The sequence below is a fragment of the Actinoplanes sp. NPDC051859 genome (assembly GCF_044452725.1).
In the GTDB taxonomy this organism is placed as follows: domain Bacteria; phylum Actinomycetota; class Actinomycetes; order Mycobacteriales; family Micromonosporaceae; genus Actinoplanes.
Genome location: NZ_JBITBX010000007.1, coordinates 401,786 through 415,595, shown reverse-complemented (window position 1 = coordinate 415,595; position 13,810 = coordinate 401,786). Strand labels below are relative to the sequence as shown.

Annotated in this window: 13 protein-coding genes; 1 reads left to right on the top strand and 12 read right to left on the bottom strand. The window is 69.5% G+C overall.

Features of this window, described 5'->3' with window-relative positions:
• Nucleotides 1-42 precede the first annotated feature (42 nt).
• The 5 genes from ACIA1L_RS20700 to ACIA1L_RS20680 form a co-directional block, all read right to left on the bottom strand.
• The gene (locus tag ACIA1L_RS20700) at nucleotides 43-1,245 is read right to left on the bottom strand and encodes an acyl-CoA dehydrogenase family protein (RefSeq protein WP_396074445.1); all 1,203 of its coding nucleotides are present in this window, start codon (nucleotides 1,243-1,245) and stop codon (nucleotides 43-45) included.
• Complete coding sequence (locus tag ACIA1L_RS20695; protein ID WP_396074444.1) at nucleotides 1,245-2,261, bottom strand: phosphotransferase family protein; 1,017 nt, start codon at nucleotides 2,259-2,261, stop codon at nucleotides 1,245-1,247. Before ACIA1L_RS20695 ends, ACIA1L_RS20700 begins: the two co-directional genes overlap by 1 nt.
• Entirely contained in the window at nucleotides 2,258-3,028 is a 771-nt protein-coding gene (locus tag ACIA1L_RS20690; RefSeq protein WP_396074486.1) for an SDR family oxidoreductase, read from the bottom strand. Before ACIA1L_RS20690 ends, ACIA1L_RS20695 begins: the two co-directional genes overlap by 4 nt.
• A 164-nt stretch (nucleotides 3,029-3,192) precedes the next feature.
• Nucleotides 3,193-3,945 (bottom strand): SDR family oxidoreductase, encoded by a 753-nt coding sequence (locus tag ACIA1L_RS20685; RefSeq protein ID WP_396074443.1) that lies wholly within the window; start codon nucleotides 3,943-3,945, stop codon nucleotides 3,193-3,195.
• A gap of 156 nt (nucleotides 3,946-4,101) precedes the next feature.
• Nucleotides 4,102-4,734, bottom strand: a complete 633-nt coding sequence (locus ACIA1L_RS20680; protein WP_396074442.1) for an alpha-ketoglutarate-dependent dioxygenase AlkB — start codon at nucleotides 4,732-4,734, stop codon at nucleotides 4,102-4,104.
• 110 nt (nucleotides 4,735-4,844) lie between these two features.
• On the opposite strand from ACIA1L_RS20680, the gene ACIA1L_RS20675 reads away from it, so the two are divergent.
• Nucleotides 4,845-5,417: a hypothetical protein gene (locus ACIA1L_RS20675; RefSeq protein WP_396074441.1), complete on the top strand. Its 573-nt coding sequence runs from the start codon at nucleotides 4,845-4,847 to the stop codon at nucleotides 5,415-5,417.
• A gap of 50 nt (nucleotides 5,418-5,467) precedes the next feature.
• Here ACIA1L_RS20675 and ACIA1L_RS20670 read toward each other — a convergent pair whose 3' ends face one another.
• The 7 genes from ACIA1L_RS20670 to ACIA1L_RS20640 form a co-directional block, all read right to left on the bottom strand.
• Nucleotides 5,468-6,484 carry a succinate dehydrogenase/fumarate reductase iron-sulfur subunit gene (locus ACIA1L_RS20670; protein ID WP_396074440.1) on the bottom strand — a complete coding sequence of 339 codons (1,017 nt, stop codon included), beginning with the start codon at nucleotides 6,482-6,484 and terminating at the stop codon, nucleotides 5,468-5,470.
• On the bottom strand, nucleotides 6,484-8,394 hold the full coding sequence (locus tag ACIA1L_RS20665) for a fumarate reductase/succinate dehydrogenase flavoprotein subunit (protein ID WP_396074439.1): 1,911 nt from the start codon (nucleotides 8,392-8,394) through the stop codon (nucleotides 6,484-6,486). Before ACIA1L_RS20665 ends, ACIA1L_RS20670 begins: the two co-directional genes overlap by 1 nt.
• A gap of 10 nt (nucleotides 8,395-8,404) precedes the next feature.
• Nucleotides 8,405-9,211: a hypothetical protein gene (locus tag ACIA1L_RS20660; protein ID WP_396074438.1), complete on the bottom strand. Its 807-nt coding sequence runs from the start codon at nucleotides 9,209-9,211 to the stop codon at nucleotides 8,405-8,407.
• A gap of 153 nt (nucleotides 9,212-9,364) precedes the next feature.
• On the bottom strand, nucleotides 9,365-10,165 hold the full coding sequence (locus tag ACIA1L_RS20655) for a hypothetical protein (RefSeq protein WP_396074437.1): 801 nt from the start codon (nucleotides 10,163-10,165) through the stop codon (nucleotides 9,365-9,367).
• 112 nt (nucleotides 10,166-10,277) lie between these two features.
• Nucleotides 10,278-11,768 carry a TldD/PmbA family protein gene (locus tag ACIA1L_RS20650; RefSeq protein WP_396074436.1) on the bottom strand — a complete coding sequence of 497 codons (1,491 nt, stop codon included), beginning with the start codon at nucleotides 11,766-11,768 and terminating at the stop codon, nucleotides 10,278-10,280.
• A complete protein-coding gene (locus ACIA1L_RS20645; RefSeq protein WP_396074435.1) occupies nucleotides 11,765-13,207 on the bottom strand; it encodes a TldD/PmbA family protein in 1,443 nt (480 codons plus the stop codon). The genes ACIA1L_RS20650 and ACIA1L_RS20645 overlap by 4 nt, the downstream gene beginning before the upstream one ends.
• A gap of 43 nt (nucleotides 13,208-13,250) precedes the next feature.
• Nucleotides 13,251-13,802, bottom strand: coding sequence for a Uma2 family endonuclease (locus ACIA1L_RS20640; protein WP_396074434.1), 552 nt, complete (start codon nucleotides 13,800-13,802; stop codon nucleotides 13,251-13,253).
• Nucleotides 13,803-13,810: the final 8 nt, after the last annotated feature.

The following is a 13,810-nucleotide window of genomic DNA, read 5'->3' as shown; positions in this document are numbered from 1 at the left end:
GACGTTGACGCGGCTACTCGAGGGCAGGGTGGTGCGGGTGGGTCAGGGGCGGTAGGCGGCGAGCTCCCGCCGGGCGAGAGACCGCTTGTGCACCTCGTCCGGCCCGTCGGCGAGCCGGAGGGTACGGGCCGCGGCCCAGAGCCGGGCCAGCGGGGTGTCCTGGCCGACGCCGGCCGCGCCGTACGTTTGGATGGCCTTGTCGATGATCCATTCGGTGCTGGCCGGGACGGCGATCTTGATGGCTTGGATCTCGGTGTGCGCGCCCTTGTTGCCGACGGTGTCCATCAGCCAGGAGGCTTTGAGGACCAGGAGGCGGGCCTGCTCGATGCGGACCCGCGACTCGGCGATCCACTCCCGGACGACGCCCTGGTCGGCCAGCGGCCGGTGGAATGCGGTGCGGTTGAGGGCACGCGTGCACATCAGCTCGAGCGCGCGTTCCGCCATGCCGATGAGCCGCATGCAGTGGTGGATCCGGCCCGGGCCCAGGCGCGCCTGGGAGATCGCGAAGCCGGAGCCCTCCGCACCGATGAGGTTGCTCGCGGGGACCCGTACCCCGTCGAAGGTCAGTTCCGCGTGGCCGCCGTGGTCGCCGTCGTCGTAGCCGAACACCTCCATGCCGCGCTCGATGGTCAGGCCGGGAGTGTCGCGTGGCACGAGGATCATGCTCTGCTGGACGTGCCGGGCGGCGGCAGGGTCGGTTTTGCCCATCACGATGAAGATCTGGCAGTTCGGGTTCATCGCGCCGGAAATGTAGAACTTGCGGCCGGTGATCACGTAGTCGTCGCCGTCGCGGACGATCCGGGTGCCGATGTTCGTCGCGTCCGAGGAGGCGACCTGCGGCTCGGTCATCGCGAACGCCGACCGGATGGTGCCGTCGAGCAGCGGCCGCAGCCACCGCTCCCGCTGCTCCGGGCTGCCGAACTGGGCCAGCACCTCCATGTTGCCGGTGTCCGGCGCCGCGCAGTTCAGCGCGGCTGGGGCAATCGAGGGGCTGCGGCCGGTCAACTCGGCCAGCGGGGCGTACTGCAGGTTGGTCAGCCCGGCGCCGTGCTCGCCGGGCAGGAACAGGTTCCACAACCCGGCGGCCTTGGCCTTCTCCTTCAGCTGCGCGATGACCGGGGGCGGCGACCAGTCATTCGCGTACGAGGCGTGGAACGTCTCCTCCGCGGGGTAGACCCACTCGTCCATGAACGCGAGTAGCCGCTTGCGGTAGTCCTCGGTCTTCTCGTCGAACGCGAAGTCCATCAGCTTGCCTCCAGCGTTCCATCCAGCGACTCGTGTCCCTGCGCGACTAGCGGTGCCACCATCTCGCCGACAGTGTCGAAGCCCTCACCAACCGTCTGCCCTTGAACGTATCGGTAGTGCACCCCTTCGAGGATCACGGCCAGCTTGAATGCGGCGAACGACACGTACCAATGCAGGTCGGAGACGTCCCGACCGGACCGGTCGGCGTAGTGCGCGGCCAGCTCCGGCAGGCCGGGGTGACCCGGCACTGACAGCGGCGTCCGAATCCCACGGTCGCTGACCAGCAGCGGTCGCCCGGCGTAGACCAGCATGAGCGCCAGGTCGCCGAGCGGGTCGCCCAGCGTGGACATCTCCCAGTCCAGCACCGCGTTGACCTGCAGCTTTTCGCCGATCAGCACGTTGTCGAGGCGGTAGTCGCCGTGCACGACCGCGCCCGGTCCGCCAGCTGGCACGGCCGCCGCGAGCCGGGCGTGCAACTCCTCGATGCCGGGCACGTCTCGGCTCCGCGAGGCGTCGAGCTGCTTCTTCCACCGGCGTACCTGCCGCTCGTTGAACCCGTCCGGTCGGCCGAAGTCGGCGAGCCCGATCGCCGCCGGGTCAAGCGCGTGCAGGTCGGCCAGCGTGTCCACGAGGGACAGTGTGAGACTCCGCACGGAATCCGGCCCCAGCGCGGTCAGCACGTCCGCATCGCGGTAGATCGTGCCGTCGGCGTGCTCCATGAGATAGAACGGCGCACCGATGACGTCCGGGTCGGTGCAGAGCCGGACCGGCCGGGGCACGGGGAAACCGGCTTCGGACAGCGCCGCCAACACCCGATGTTCCCGGGACATGTCGTGCGCGGTCGGCAGGACATGGCCGAGCGGTGGGCGGCGCAGCACCCACCGGTGCGTGCCGTCGCTGACGGCATAGGTGAGGTTGGATCGGCCGCCCGCGAACATGGTCGCGCTCAGCGGCGGCGCATTCAGGTACGCCCGCAGGCGCGCCAAATCCAGCCCGCGCGGCCCCGCCCCGCTCATGACCGCCCCGACTCGTCGAAGCCGCGCTGCACCTTGTTCATGCCGCCGAGCCAACGATCGGTGTCGGTGGCCCGCAGCGCGTAGTAATCGGCCACCTCCTTGTGCGGCAGGACCAGGAAGCTGTCGCCCTGCACCGCCTCGGCCACCACGGTCGCCACGTCTTCGGGCTCCAACGCGCCCGCCGCCAGGATGGTCCGGCTGGCGCTTTCCTCGCCGCCGGTCATCATCGCCGTGTTGACGCCCTGTGGGCAGAGCGCCTGCACGGTGATGCCGCGGTGGGCGTACGTGGCCCGGAGCCATTCCGCGAAGCCGAGCGCGGCGTGCTTGGACACCGAGTAGGGCGCCGAGCCGAGCAGCGTGAGAAGTCCCGCGGCGGACACGGTGAACAGCAGGCGGCCGCCGCCCGAGTCGAGCCAGCGGGGCAGGACGGCGCGGGCCGCGTACACATGGGACATGACGTTGATCTGCCAGGCCTGCTGCCACTCGGCGTCGGGTGCGTCGGCTGATCCGCCGGTGAGGATGCCCGCGTTGGCGCAGAAGAGGTCGCAGCCGCCCAGCTCGGCCCAGGCGGTGTCGACGAGTCGGCGCACATCCGCCTCATCCCCGGCGTCGCCCGGCACGGCGATGCCGCCGATCTCAGCCGCGACGACCGCCGCGGCCGCCTCATCGACATCGTTGACCACGACCCGCGCGCCATCCGCGGCGAACCGGCGGGCCATGGCCGCCCCGATCCCGCCACCAGCCCCGGTCACGACCACTCGCCGCATGCTCATCGCAGCGCCCCGTTTCGCCGGCCCGCACCGGTGCCGACCTTGCGCGCGCTCATCGCAGCCCCCCGCTTCGCCGGCTCCCACCGGTGTCGACCTTGCGCGGCGCGCTCATCGCAGCGCCCCGGTTCGTCGGCTCCCACCGGTGCCGACCTTGCGCGCACTCATCGCAGCGCCCCGCCGAGGGTGACGCCACCGTCGACGACGATGGTCTGCCCGGTGATCCAGGCGGCGTCGGGCGAACACAGGAAGGCCACCGTTCCGGCGATGTCCTCGGGGACGCCGAGCCGTTTGAGCGGGTAGGTGGCGGCGACCTTCTCCTCGCGGCCTTCGTACAGTGCGGTCGCGAACTTGGTCTTGACCACCGCCGGCGCGACGGCATTGACCCGGATCGCGGGTGCCAGCTCGACGGCGAGCTCCTCGGTGAGGTGGATGAGCGCGGCCTTGGTGACGCCGTAGAACGCGATGCCGGGCGCCGGGCGGATGCCCGACACCGATGAGATGTTCACGATCGCGCCGCCGTCCGTGAGGCCGCCCCGCAGGCCCTCCTGCACCCAGCCCAGCGTGCCCAGCACGTTGACGTCCACCATCTTGCGCGCGGCGGAAAGATCAAGGTCGGCGAGCGGACCGTACGCGGGATTGATGCCCACGTTGTTCACCAGGATCGACACCGGCCCGAACGCGGTCCGCACGGTGTCCACGACCGCGGCGCGGTGGTCGGCGTCGTCACCTCGCCCGGCCACCCCGATCGCGACCTCGGCGCCGCCGAGCCCTTCGACCGCGGCATCCAGCGCCTCCTTGTCGCGCCCGGTGATGCACACCCGGGCACCTTCGGCAACGAACCGCTGGGCGATCGCGTACCCGATTCCTCGGCTGGCGCCCGTCACGATCGCGACGGCGCCCGAGAGTGTCGACATCCGGCCAGACCCCCAAAAAGTTTGCACTTAGAGTGCTGAATACTATTGAGTAACCGTCCCGTCGCCCACCCTGCATGGGCTGACGGCCCGCCGCAAGCGGTACCGGTTTCTTGACCGCTGTGCTATCTGTCCGGGCCGCACCAGCGGCGACTAGGGCTAAGCGACGTTGATCGGGCGGAACTGCACGCTCACCCGGGGTCCCACCGCCCGCGCTGTCTTCGGGATGGCGTGCTCCCAGGTGCGCTGGCAGGAACCACCCATCACGATCAGATCGCCGTGCCCCTGCGGAAAGCGCAGCGTCTCCGCCCCGCCTGCGCGTGGGCGGAGGAGCAGGTGGCGAGGAGAGCCGAACGACACGATGGCGACCATCGTGTCCTGGCGGGCCGAGCGGCCGAGCGTGTCGCCATGCCAGGCGACGCTGTCGCGCCCGTCGCGGTAGAGGCACATGCCGGCGGTGACGAAGGGCTCGCCCAGCTCGGGGCGGTAGTGGGCGGACAGCCGGTCGCGGGCTTCGGTGAGCGTCGGGTGAGGGAGTTGCTCGTCGCGGCCGTACCAGCGCAGCAGTCGGGGAACGTCGACAATGCCGTCATACATCGGGCGGCGTTCAGCGCGCCAGGCCACCTCGGTGCGCAAGGTTTCGAAGACGGCGTCGGAGCCGGTGATCCAGCCGGGCAGGACGTCGATCCAGGCGCCGGCCGTGAGGTGCCGGCGCACCATGCGGCCGGGCAGGGGTTCCAGCGCCGGTGCCGGGCCGCACAAATCGAGCATCGAAGGCTGGTACGCTTCCATCGCGCGATAGTACGCCTGTTCGACTGCGGGAATGCTGACAAGTTCCACACACCGGCCCGCCACGCTGCTCACAACGAACGAGCGGCTGACGTGGTGGGAGCGGGCGGACGATGGCAGGCGACAGCGGAAAACGCAGGATCATGCTGGTCGGGTTGGCGGCGGTGGCCGTCCTGGCGGCCGCGGTGGCCTGCTCGGCGGAGCAGTCGAAGGACGGCGCTGCACCGCAGGTGGCAACCCTGACCAGCGGCGGCGCCAGCCCGGCCGCCTCGGGCAAGCCAGCCGAGCGGCCCCGGGAGCGGCTCGACACCACTGAGGAAGAGTTCGAGGCGCTGATGGCGCCGTACCGGAAGTGCCTGAAGGAACAGGGCGGCAAGGACAAGAAGGACTGGACCTACAACGGCGACACGCCGTTGGAGGCGGACATCCGCAACTACGAGAAGGCGGACAAGTTCTGCAATCCGCTGTTCTATCCGCTGCCGCCGTGGGAGCGGGATCCGAAGAACCCGGAGTCCAAGGACTTCACCCGGGACGTGGTCAAGTGCCTCAAGGGCAAGGGTGTGCGGTACGTCGAGGCGGGCGAGAACGGCCTCTCGTTCGGCGGCCCGCAAAACGACCAGGACTCCATCAGTAAGGGCCTGGAGTACGCGGACGACTGCGAGCGCGAAGTAGCGGCGAAGAAGTAGTGAGATGGGGGAGGGTCCGTGTAGTGCGGACCCTCCCGTACCAAAAGAGATCAGGGCTCGGGGTGCCGGTAGCTGATCTCGGTGAGCGGGAACTGCTGGTCGTCGCCGAAGGGCGACGGACCGCCCGCGTTCTGCGACAGCAGCTCGGCGACCTCCATTTTGCCGTCAGGCCCGATCGGCGCATGCTGCGGCGGTCGGGCTCCGGCGCCGGACAGGCCCGCGGCCACGCCGGTAACACCCTCGGAGATGCTGGGCGCCATGTTTTCACCGCTGCGGCTGCGGCTCGGGATCCCGCCGTGGCCGACCGACGTGCCGTCGAGCTGGTCCCGGCGGAAGATCTTGCGGCCCAGCCAGACCAGCGGGTCGTAACGGTTGTCCACCACCCGTTCCTTCATCGGGATGATGGCGTTGTCAGTGATCTTGATGTGCTCCGGGCAGACCTCGGTGCAGCACTTCGTGATGTTGCAGTAGCCGAGGCCCTGCTCCGCCTGCGCGTACTCCTTGCGGTCCTCGCGGTCGTCGAGCGGGTGCATGTCCAGCTCGGCGGCCCGGATGAAGAAGCGCGGTCCGCTGAACGCCTTCTTGTTCTCCTCGTGGTCGCGGACCACGTGGCAGGTGTTCTGGCAGAGGAAGCATTCGATGCACTTGCGGAACTCCTGCGACCGCTCGACGTCGATCTGCTTCATCCGGTAGTCGCCCGGTGCGACACCGGGCGGCGGCGCGAACGCGGGCGTCTCGCGGGCCTTCTCGTAGTTGAAGGACACGTCCGTCACCAGGTCGCGGATCACCGGGAAGGTGCGCAGCGGCGTGATCGTGACGGTCTCGGTTTCCTCGAATGTGGACATCCGCGTCATGCAGCCCAGCCGCGGCTTGCCGTTGATCTCCATCGAGCAGGAGCCGCACTTGCCGGCCTTGCAGTTCCACCGGCAGGCCAGGTCGGGGGTCTCGGTGGCCTGCAGCCGGTGGATGATGTCGAGCACGACCTCGCCGTCGTTGACCTCGACGTCGAAGTCCTGGATCTCCCCGCCGGACGAGTCGCCCCGCCACACTCGGAAATGACGCTTCATCAGTGGGCCTCCGTCGCGATCGCGTCGAATTCCGCGAGCTCCTGCTCGGTGAGGTACTTGCTGAGCTCGGTGCGCTTGAAGAGGCGCTGCAGCTCCTCGCGCATCTTCGGCAGCGGCTTACGTTCCAGGTGCACGTCGCCGTTGTCGTCGAGCGAGCAGACCAGGTTGACCTTGCGCCATTCCGGGCTCATCTTCGGGAAGTCCTCCCGAGTGTGCCCGCCGCGCGACTCTTCCCGTTCCAGCGCGGCTTTCGCCGTACATTCCGAGACGACCAGCATGTTGCGCAGGTCCAGGGCCAAGTGCCAGCCCGGGTTGTACTGCCGTCCGCCGGTCGCGCCGACGTTCGCCACCCGCGCCTTCAGCTCCTGCAACCGCTTCAACGCGTCGGACAGCTCGCCCTCGCGCCGGATGATGCCGACCAGGTCACCCATCACCGCCTGCAGATCTTGCTGCAATGTGTACGGATTTTCGCCGCCGCTCCGGTTCAGCGGGGCCAGCGCGGCGTCCACTGCCTGCTCGACATCCGCGGTAGCGACCTTCGGCCGTTTGGTCAGGCCATCCAGGTACGCGGCCGCGTGCTCACCGGCCCGCTTGCCGAACACCAGCAGGTCGGACAGCGAGTTGCCGCCCAGCCGGTTGGAGCCGTGCATGCCGCCGGACACCTCACCCGCCGCGAACAGCCCCTCGACGTGGCCGTGCGCCGCCGCCGAGTCCGGGTCGACCTCGACGCCGCCCATCACGTAGTGGCAGGTCGGCCCGACTTCCATTGGCTCCTTGGTGATGTCGACGTCCGCCAGCTCCTTGAACTGGTGGTGCATCGACGGCAGCCGCCGGATGATCGTCTCGGCCGGCATGCGGGTGGAGACGTCGAGGAACACGCCGCCTGACTTGGTGCCCCGACCCGCCTTGACCTCGCTGTTGATGGCCCGGGCCACTTCGTCGCGGGGCAGCAACTCGGGCGGGCGCCGGTTGTTGTCCGGGTCGGTGTACCAGCGGTCCGCCTCCGCCTCCGTGTCCGCATATTGGTGCCGGAACACGTCGGGGACGTAGTCGAACATGAACCGCTTGCCGTCGGAGTTGCGCAGCACACCGCCGTCGCCGCGGACCGACTCGGTGACCAGGATGCCCTTGACGCTGGGCGGCCACACCATGCCGGTCGGGTGGAACTGCAGGAACTCCATGTTGATCAGCGTCGCTCCGGCGCGCAGCGCCAGCGCATGACCGTCCCCGGTGTACTCCCAGGAATTCGAGGTGACCTTGTAGGACCGGCCGACGCCGCCCGTGGCCAGCACCACCGCGGGCGCCTCCAGCAGGATGAACTCGCCGGTCTCGCGATAGTAGCCGAACGCCCCAGCCACCTTGTCGCCGTCGAGCAGCAGCTCGGTGATCGTCGTCTCGGAGAAAACCCGGATCTTGGCGTCGTAGTTGCCGGTCTCCGCGAAGTCTTCCTGCTGCAACGAGACGATCTTCTGCTGCAGGGTGCGGATCAGCTCCAGGCCGGTGCGGTCACCGACGTGGGCCAGGCGGGGGTATTCGTGGCCGCCGAAGTTGCGCTGGGAGATCTTCCCGTCTTTCGTACGGTCGAACAGCGCCCCGTACGTTTCCAGCTCCCAGATCCGTTCCGGGGCTTCCTTGGCGTGCAGCTCCGCCATCCGGAAGTTGTTGAGGAACTTGCCGCCGCGCATGGTGTCACCGAAGTGCACCATCCAGTTGTCCTTGCTGTTCACGTTGCCCATGGCCGCCGCGGCGCCGCCCTCGGCCATGACCGTGTGCGCCTTGCCGAACAGCGACTTCGAAATGATCGCGGTCTTCTTGCCGGCGAGCCGGGCCTCGATGGCTGCCCGCAGCCCGGCGCCACCGGCGCCGATCACGACCACGTCGTAATGGTGTCGTTCGATTCGGGTTGTCATGGGGGGCCCTCTAGTTGATGAAGCGCAGGTCGGGCCACCAGCCCGCGGCGAGCGCCATGATGTAGAAGTCGGTCAGGGCGAGCGTCCCGAGGGTGATCCAGGCGAGCATCATGTGCCGCGCGTTCAGCTTCGACACGAACGTCCAGAAGCGGTACCGCACCGGGTGCTTCGAGAAGTGCTTCAACCGCCCGCCGGCGATGTGCCGGCACGAGTGGCACGACAACGTGTACGCCCACAGCATCACCACGTTGCCGACCAAGATCACGTTGCCCAGCCCGAACCCGAACTTGTCTCCACTTTGGAAGGCGACGATCGCGTCCCACGTGTTGATCAACGAGATGACGGCGGCGGCGTAGAACGCGTACCGGTGCAGGTTCTGGAAGACCAGCGGGAAGCGGGTCTCACCGGTGTACTTCTCGTGCGCGTCGGGCACGGCGCAGGCCGGCGGCGACAGCCAAAAGGCCCGGTAGTAGGCCTTCCGGTAGTAGTAGCAGGTGAGCCGGAACAACAGGAGGAAGGGCAGGGTGAACGCGGCCTCCGGAATGAGCCAGAAGGACGGCAGCGGCGTCCCGAACTCCGCGGCACCCTCGACGCACCGGTCCGTGATGCACGGCGAGTAGAAGGGGGTGAGGTAGTGGTACTCCTCGACGTAATAGTTGTTGTGCATGAAGACCCGGACGGTCGCGTAGATGACCCACGCGCTCAGTCCCGCGAAGGTGACCAGCGGCGGAAGCCACCACCGGTCCGTACGCAACGTCTTCGCCGCGATCGCGGCGCGCGAACGCCCCGCCTCCGGCCTCGTTGCCTGCGTCGTCATTGACGTCTCTCCCTGACAGTGCTGCGCTGAGGTGCTCTGCCGGCGGGCGCGCCTGTACCTGTCTGACAGACGGGGGGTGTGCGTCCGCAATGGTGTGGCACACGTTACAACGAAGGTCAGCGCAATGCTCTGTAAGGGATGGCTTACTGCCCGCTACAGCTCCGGTGCGGCAAGTCTGCGGATAAGTCCGGAACATACCGCCGGCGAGCGCCGCACCAGCTCATCGGCCGCCACCGCGCCGTCGCCGGTCCGCGGAACAACGAAGAACGCAGGTGTCCGTGACTCGGTTTGTGCCGCCAGCGCCTCTGCATACGACGTACGCGCATCGAGCAGCTGTCGCCACAGGTCCTCGGTGTGCTCGCCCCGCAACTGACCAACGTAGACACGCGCAGCGGTGTTCTCGTCACGTACGGCGACCGCTCGGGCGTCCGGAGTGGCTGTCGCCCCCGGCGGAGTCAGCCGGTTGAGCCGCTGCTCCAGCTCGAGGCAGGCAGTGTCCCGGGCGGCCAACTGCTCCTGTGCCTTGTCCCGGTCACCCCGGAAGTCCGCGACGGCGTTCACGACGGCAAGCCCGCCAACACAGAGCGACCCGACGATCAAGGCCGCGCCCGCCGCAACGCCCCCGATGAACCACCGGCGCCGCCGCCGGCTCCGCGGACCGTCCTCGGCCCCAGCCGGCGCGAACCGCAGCGCCCGGCCCCGATCAACCCCGCCCGGGTCCCCGTCCGAGCCGCGATCATCGTCCCGGCTGTGGTCCTCGGGCTGAGCGTGGTCTCCGGCTTGGCTGTGGTCCTCGGGCTGAGCGTGATCTCCGGCTTGGCTGTGGTCCTCGGGCTGAGCGTGATCTCCGGCTTGGCTGTGGTCCTCGGGCTGAGCGTGCTCTCCGGCTCGGCCGCTGGCGGCGTCCGCGTGCTGATTCGGGACCTGGTCATGGTCCTGCGAGTCGTTGCTCACCGCCCTAGTCAAACACGCCGGTCAATGCGGAGGCGTCGGCAACGGCTTCCGCTCAGCCGGAGGTGTCGGCAACGGCTCCCGCTCAGCCGGAGGTGTCGGCAACGGCTCCCGCTCAGCCGGAGGCGTTGCCGGTGATGTTCCAGGAGGCCAGGTGCAGGGCCGGAGCGGTGTAGCGGACACCCGACCAGCGATCCGGCAGGGCCACCGACTCCGCACCCACGCCGAGCACAGCCCCCGGACCCAGCGCCTGCGGGTAGGACTGGGTGAAGCGCATATTGCCCACCGCCGTCGTCACCTCGCCGTCCTCGATCAGCCAGACGCCGTTCCGGGTGAGACCGGTGACGACGAGGCTCTTCTGGTCGAGCACCCGGGTGTACCAGAGGTCGGTGACCAGCAACCCTCGGCGCACGTTCGCGACCAGCGCCCGCGCGGACGGCACCACCGACTCGGCCGCGCCCACCGAACCCGTGCCGCCTGTTCCCGTGCCTGCCGGACCCGTGCCGGCCGTGTCCGTGCCTGCCGGACCCGTGCCGGCTCGGCCCGCACCCGCCGGGCTTGTGTCCGGGTTGCTCGCTGCCCCGGCACCGGAGGTCGAGCCAGGAGCCAGACGGAGGTTGGCGGCGACCGGTCCCCAAGAGCGGGAGGCCGGGGAAGCATGTCCGGTCGAGGCGGCGCCCGCTTCGGCCGCCGAGGTCCGGTCATGGCTCACCGCGCGGGTCACACCCGCCTCCACCAGGGTCAGCGTGCCGCGGGGCGTGCCCTCCGCGTCGAACGGAAGGGTCGCGCCCAGCGGCTCGTCGGTCAGGGTGATCCGCTCGTCGAACTGGGCCACGTCCAGCTCGGCGAACGACTGACGCTGCGCGAAGGCCTTGCCGTTGAAACCGAAGCCGGCCAGGTTCTCCAACAGGTCGGCGACCGCGGCCGGTTCAAGGACGAGCTCATAGCGGCCGGGCGGCAGCTCCATCGGGTTGGCCGCGGCCCGAGCCTTGGCCGCGGCCCGCGCGCCCAACTCCGCACCGTCCAACTCGGCGAGCCGGCCACTGGCCCGGCGAGCCACCCCGTCGGCGCCGTCGAGGCGGGCGATGCCGTCCATTCCCGCGTCGGCGGAGCGGCCGTGGACCGCCTGCCCGAGAGTGTTGGCGAACCCGCCGGAGGCGTACGCGGTGCGGCAGAAGCCGGCCGTCTCCAGCCCGCCGGCGGCGTCCACGAATGCGCGGACCAGCGCAGCCCGGTCCTGCGGGCCGGCCGCGGCGGTCGCCTCGTCGTAGGCGGGGGCCGAGCGCAACTCGGTGGGTGCGGTGAGCCCCGGCCAGGTGGCGTCGGGCGGCGACAGGCGGGCCGCGGCCAGGGTGCGCTCCACCAGGGACCGTAGCCCTTCGGTGCTGGTCACGGTGGTCGAGCCGCCGGCCGTACGCCCGTCGAGGTGCAGGCGCAGCCGGACGGTCGTGGTGGCGTCTGCGACGTTCTGGTGGATCGCCGAGTTGGCGAACCGGGTCAGCGCCTCCGCCGAGTGCGCCGCCACCACTTCGGCTTCCGCGCCGGCCCCGGCGAGCTGCCGGGTGAGTTCGATGACGCGGGCGGCCAGGTCGAGTTCGGTGCTCATCCGCGGACTCCCACCCGTACGTTGGCAAAGCGGGCTGGTGCGGCGGGGTGGCCGGTGTGGCCGATCTGGCCGGGTTGGCCCTTGCCGCAGTTGGGGGTGCCCCACGCGACGGTCTCGCGGGACAGCATGTCCATCGACTGCCAGAACGTCGGGCCGATGCCGGTATAGGTGGGGTTGCGCAACATCCGGCCGCGCTTGCCGTTCTTGATCTCGTAGCCGATCTCGCAGCCGAACTGGAAATTGAGCCGCCGGTCGTCGATCGACCAGGAGCGGTTGATGTCCATGAAGACGCCGTCGTCGGTGGCCGCAATCATCTCGTCCAGGGTGTGCGGTCCCGGTTCGAGGCCGACGTTGGTCATCCGGACCATCGGCAGCCGGGCCCAGCCGTCGGATCGGACGCTGCCGGCGTAGTCGAGCCCGGCCATCGCCGCCGAGTCGCGTCCGGCCAGGACACCGACCCAGATGCCGTCGCGGACCGCGTCGCGTTTGGTCGCCGGGGAGCCCTCGTCGTCGAAGCCGAAGCTGCCGAGCGCGCCGGGGATCGTCGGGTCGAGCGTGATGTTCATGAGCTCGGAGCCGTACCGCAGGCTGCCCAGCTTGCTCAGATCCAGCCAGGAGGTGCCGGCGAAAGCGGCCTCCCAGCCGAGGATCCGGTCCAGCTCGATGGCGTGCCCGACCGACTCGTGGATCTGCAACGCCATCTGCTCGCCGCCGAGAATCAGCGTGGTCTCCTCCGCCGGGCACTGCGGCGCGGTGAGCAGCGCCCGTGCCTCGTCGGCCATCCGGGCGGCATGATCGGTGAGGGCGAGCTCGTCGACCAGCTCCCAGCCACGGGTGCCGTACTGCCCGCGGTGCGAGGGCCAGGAGCGCCGCTGGATCTCGCCGTCGCCGTACGCGTTGGCGGTGACGCCGGCGCCGCACTCGCGGATGTGCTGGTCGATGCGGTGGCCTTCGCTGGAGACGAACCACTTGCGGGTGTCCCAGATCTGATAGAGGCCCTCGGCGAGGTCCGCCCCGGCATCCTTGGCGGCGGCCGTGGCGGCGACCAGCAGATCACCCTTGGTGGACAGCGGCACCGAGAGCGGGTCGATCTCGCACGGGCTGGCCCAGCTCGCGGTCACCGCGGGTGCCGCCACCAGGTCGATTGCCGGCCCGGGCACCTTGGCACTGGCCGCGGCGATCTCGGCGGCCCGCCGCCCGGCGGCCCGCGCCGCGGCATCGGACAGGTCCGGCACGGCGTAGAAACCCCAGCTCGACCCGACCAGCGCCCGCACGCCGAGGCCGGCGCTCTCATCAGAGCTCAGGTCCTCGACCGCACCGTCCCGCGCGGTCATCGTCTCGGTCCGGCGCAGCATGACCCGGGCATCCGCATAGCGCGCCCCGGCATCCAGCGCCGCCTGCACCGCCGCCCCGGCCTCCGCGAAGTGATCGCCACTCATACCCACGACCCTAGGCGACGCCCCCGACAGAAACCCGCCTACTTCACTGCGGAGGCAACAGATCCTCCGGCGAAATCTCCGCCACCACGGGGTCCGTCAGCCGCAAGACCTCACCGACCTGAGCGACGGACCGCAGAACGTATGCGCCGTTGCTCAACTGGTGGAGGTGCAGCGCTCCGGTCTCCTGCTCCACAAGCAGATACCAGGGAATTCCGGCTGTCGCGTAGTAGTGCATCTTCAGCACCTTGTCGGCCGACGCGTTGGACGGCGAAACGATTTCGCAGACCAGGAGGACGGCCTCGGCGTCGACTGCCAACGCCGCGAAGTCGATCTTTTCGGTGATCACCACGTCGGGGATCGGTATGCGACCCGGTTGGAGCCGGACATTGATCGCTTCCGACACGAATCGCCCTGGCTCTGCCCCCGCTTCCAGGGCATTCGCGAGGCGTCGCGAGATGTATTGGTGGCGCGGCGTAGGCGCGGGGGTCACGTGCAGGCTCCCATCGAAGAGCTCGACGCGATCGGGGGTCTCCCCGAGGGCGAGGTAGTCCTCCTCCGTGATGGGTGAACCCATGCCGAAGATGGCGGACGTCATGCCCGCTA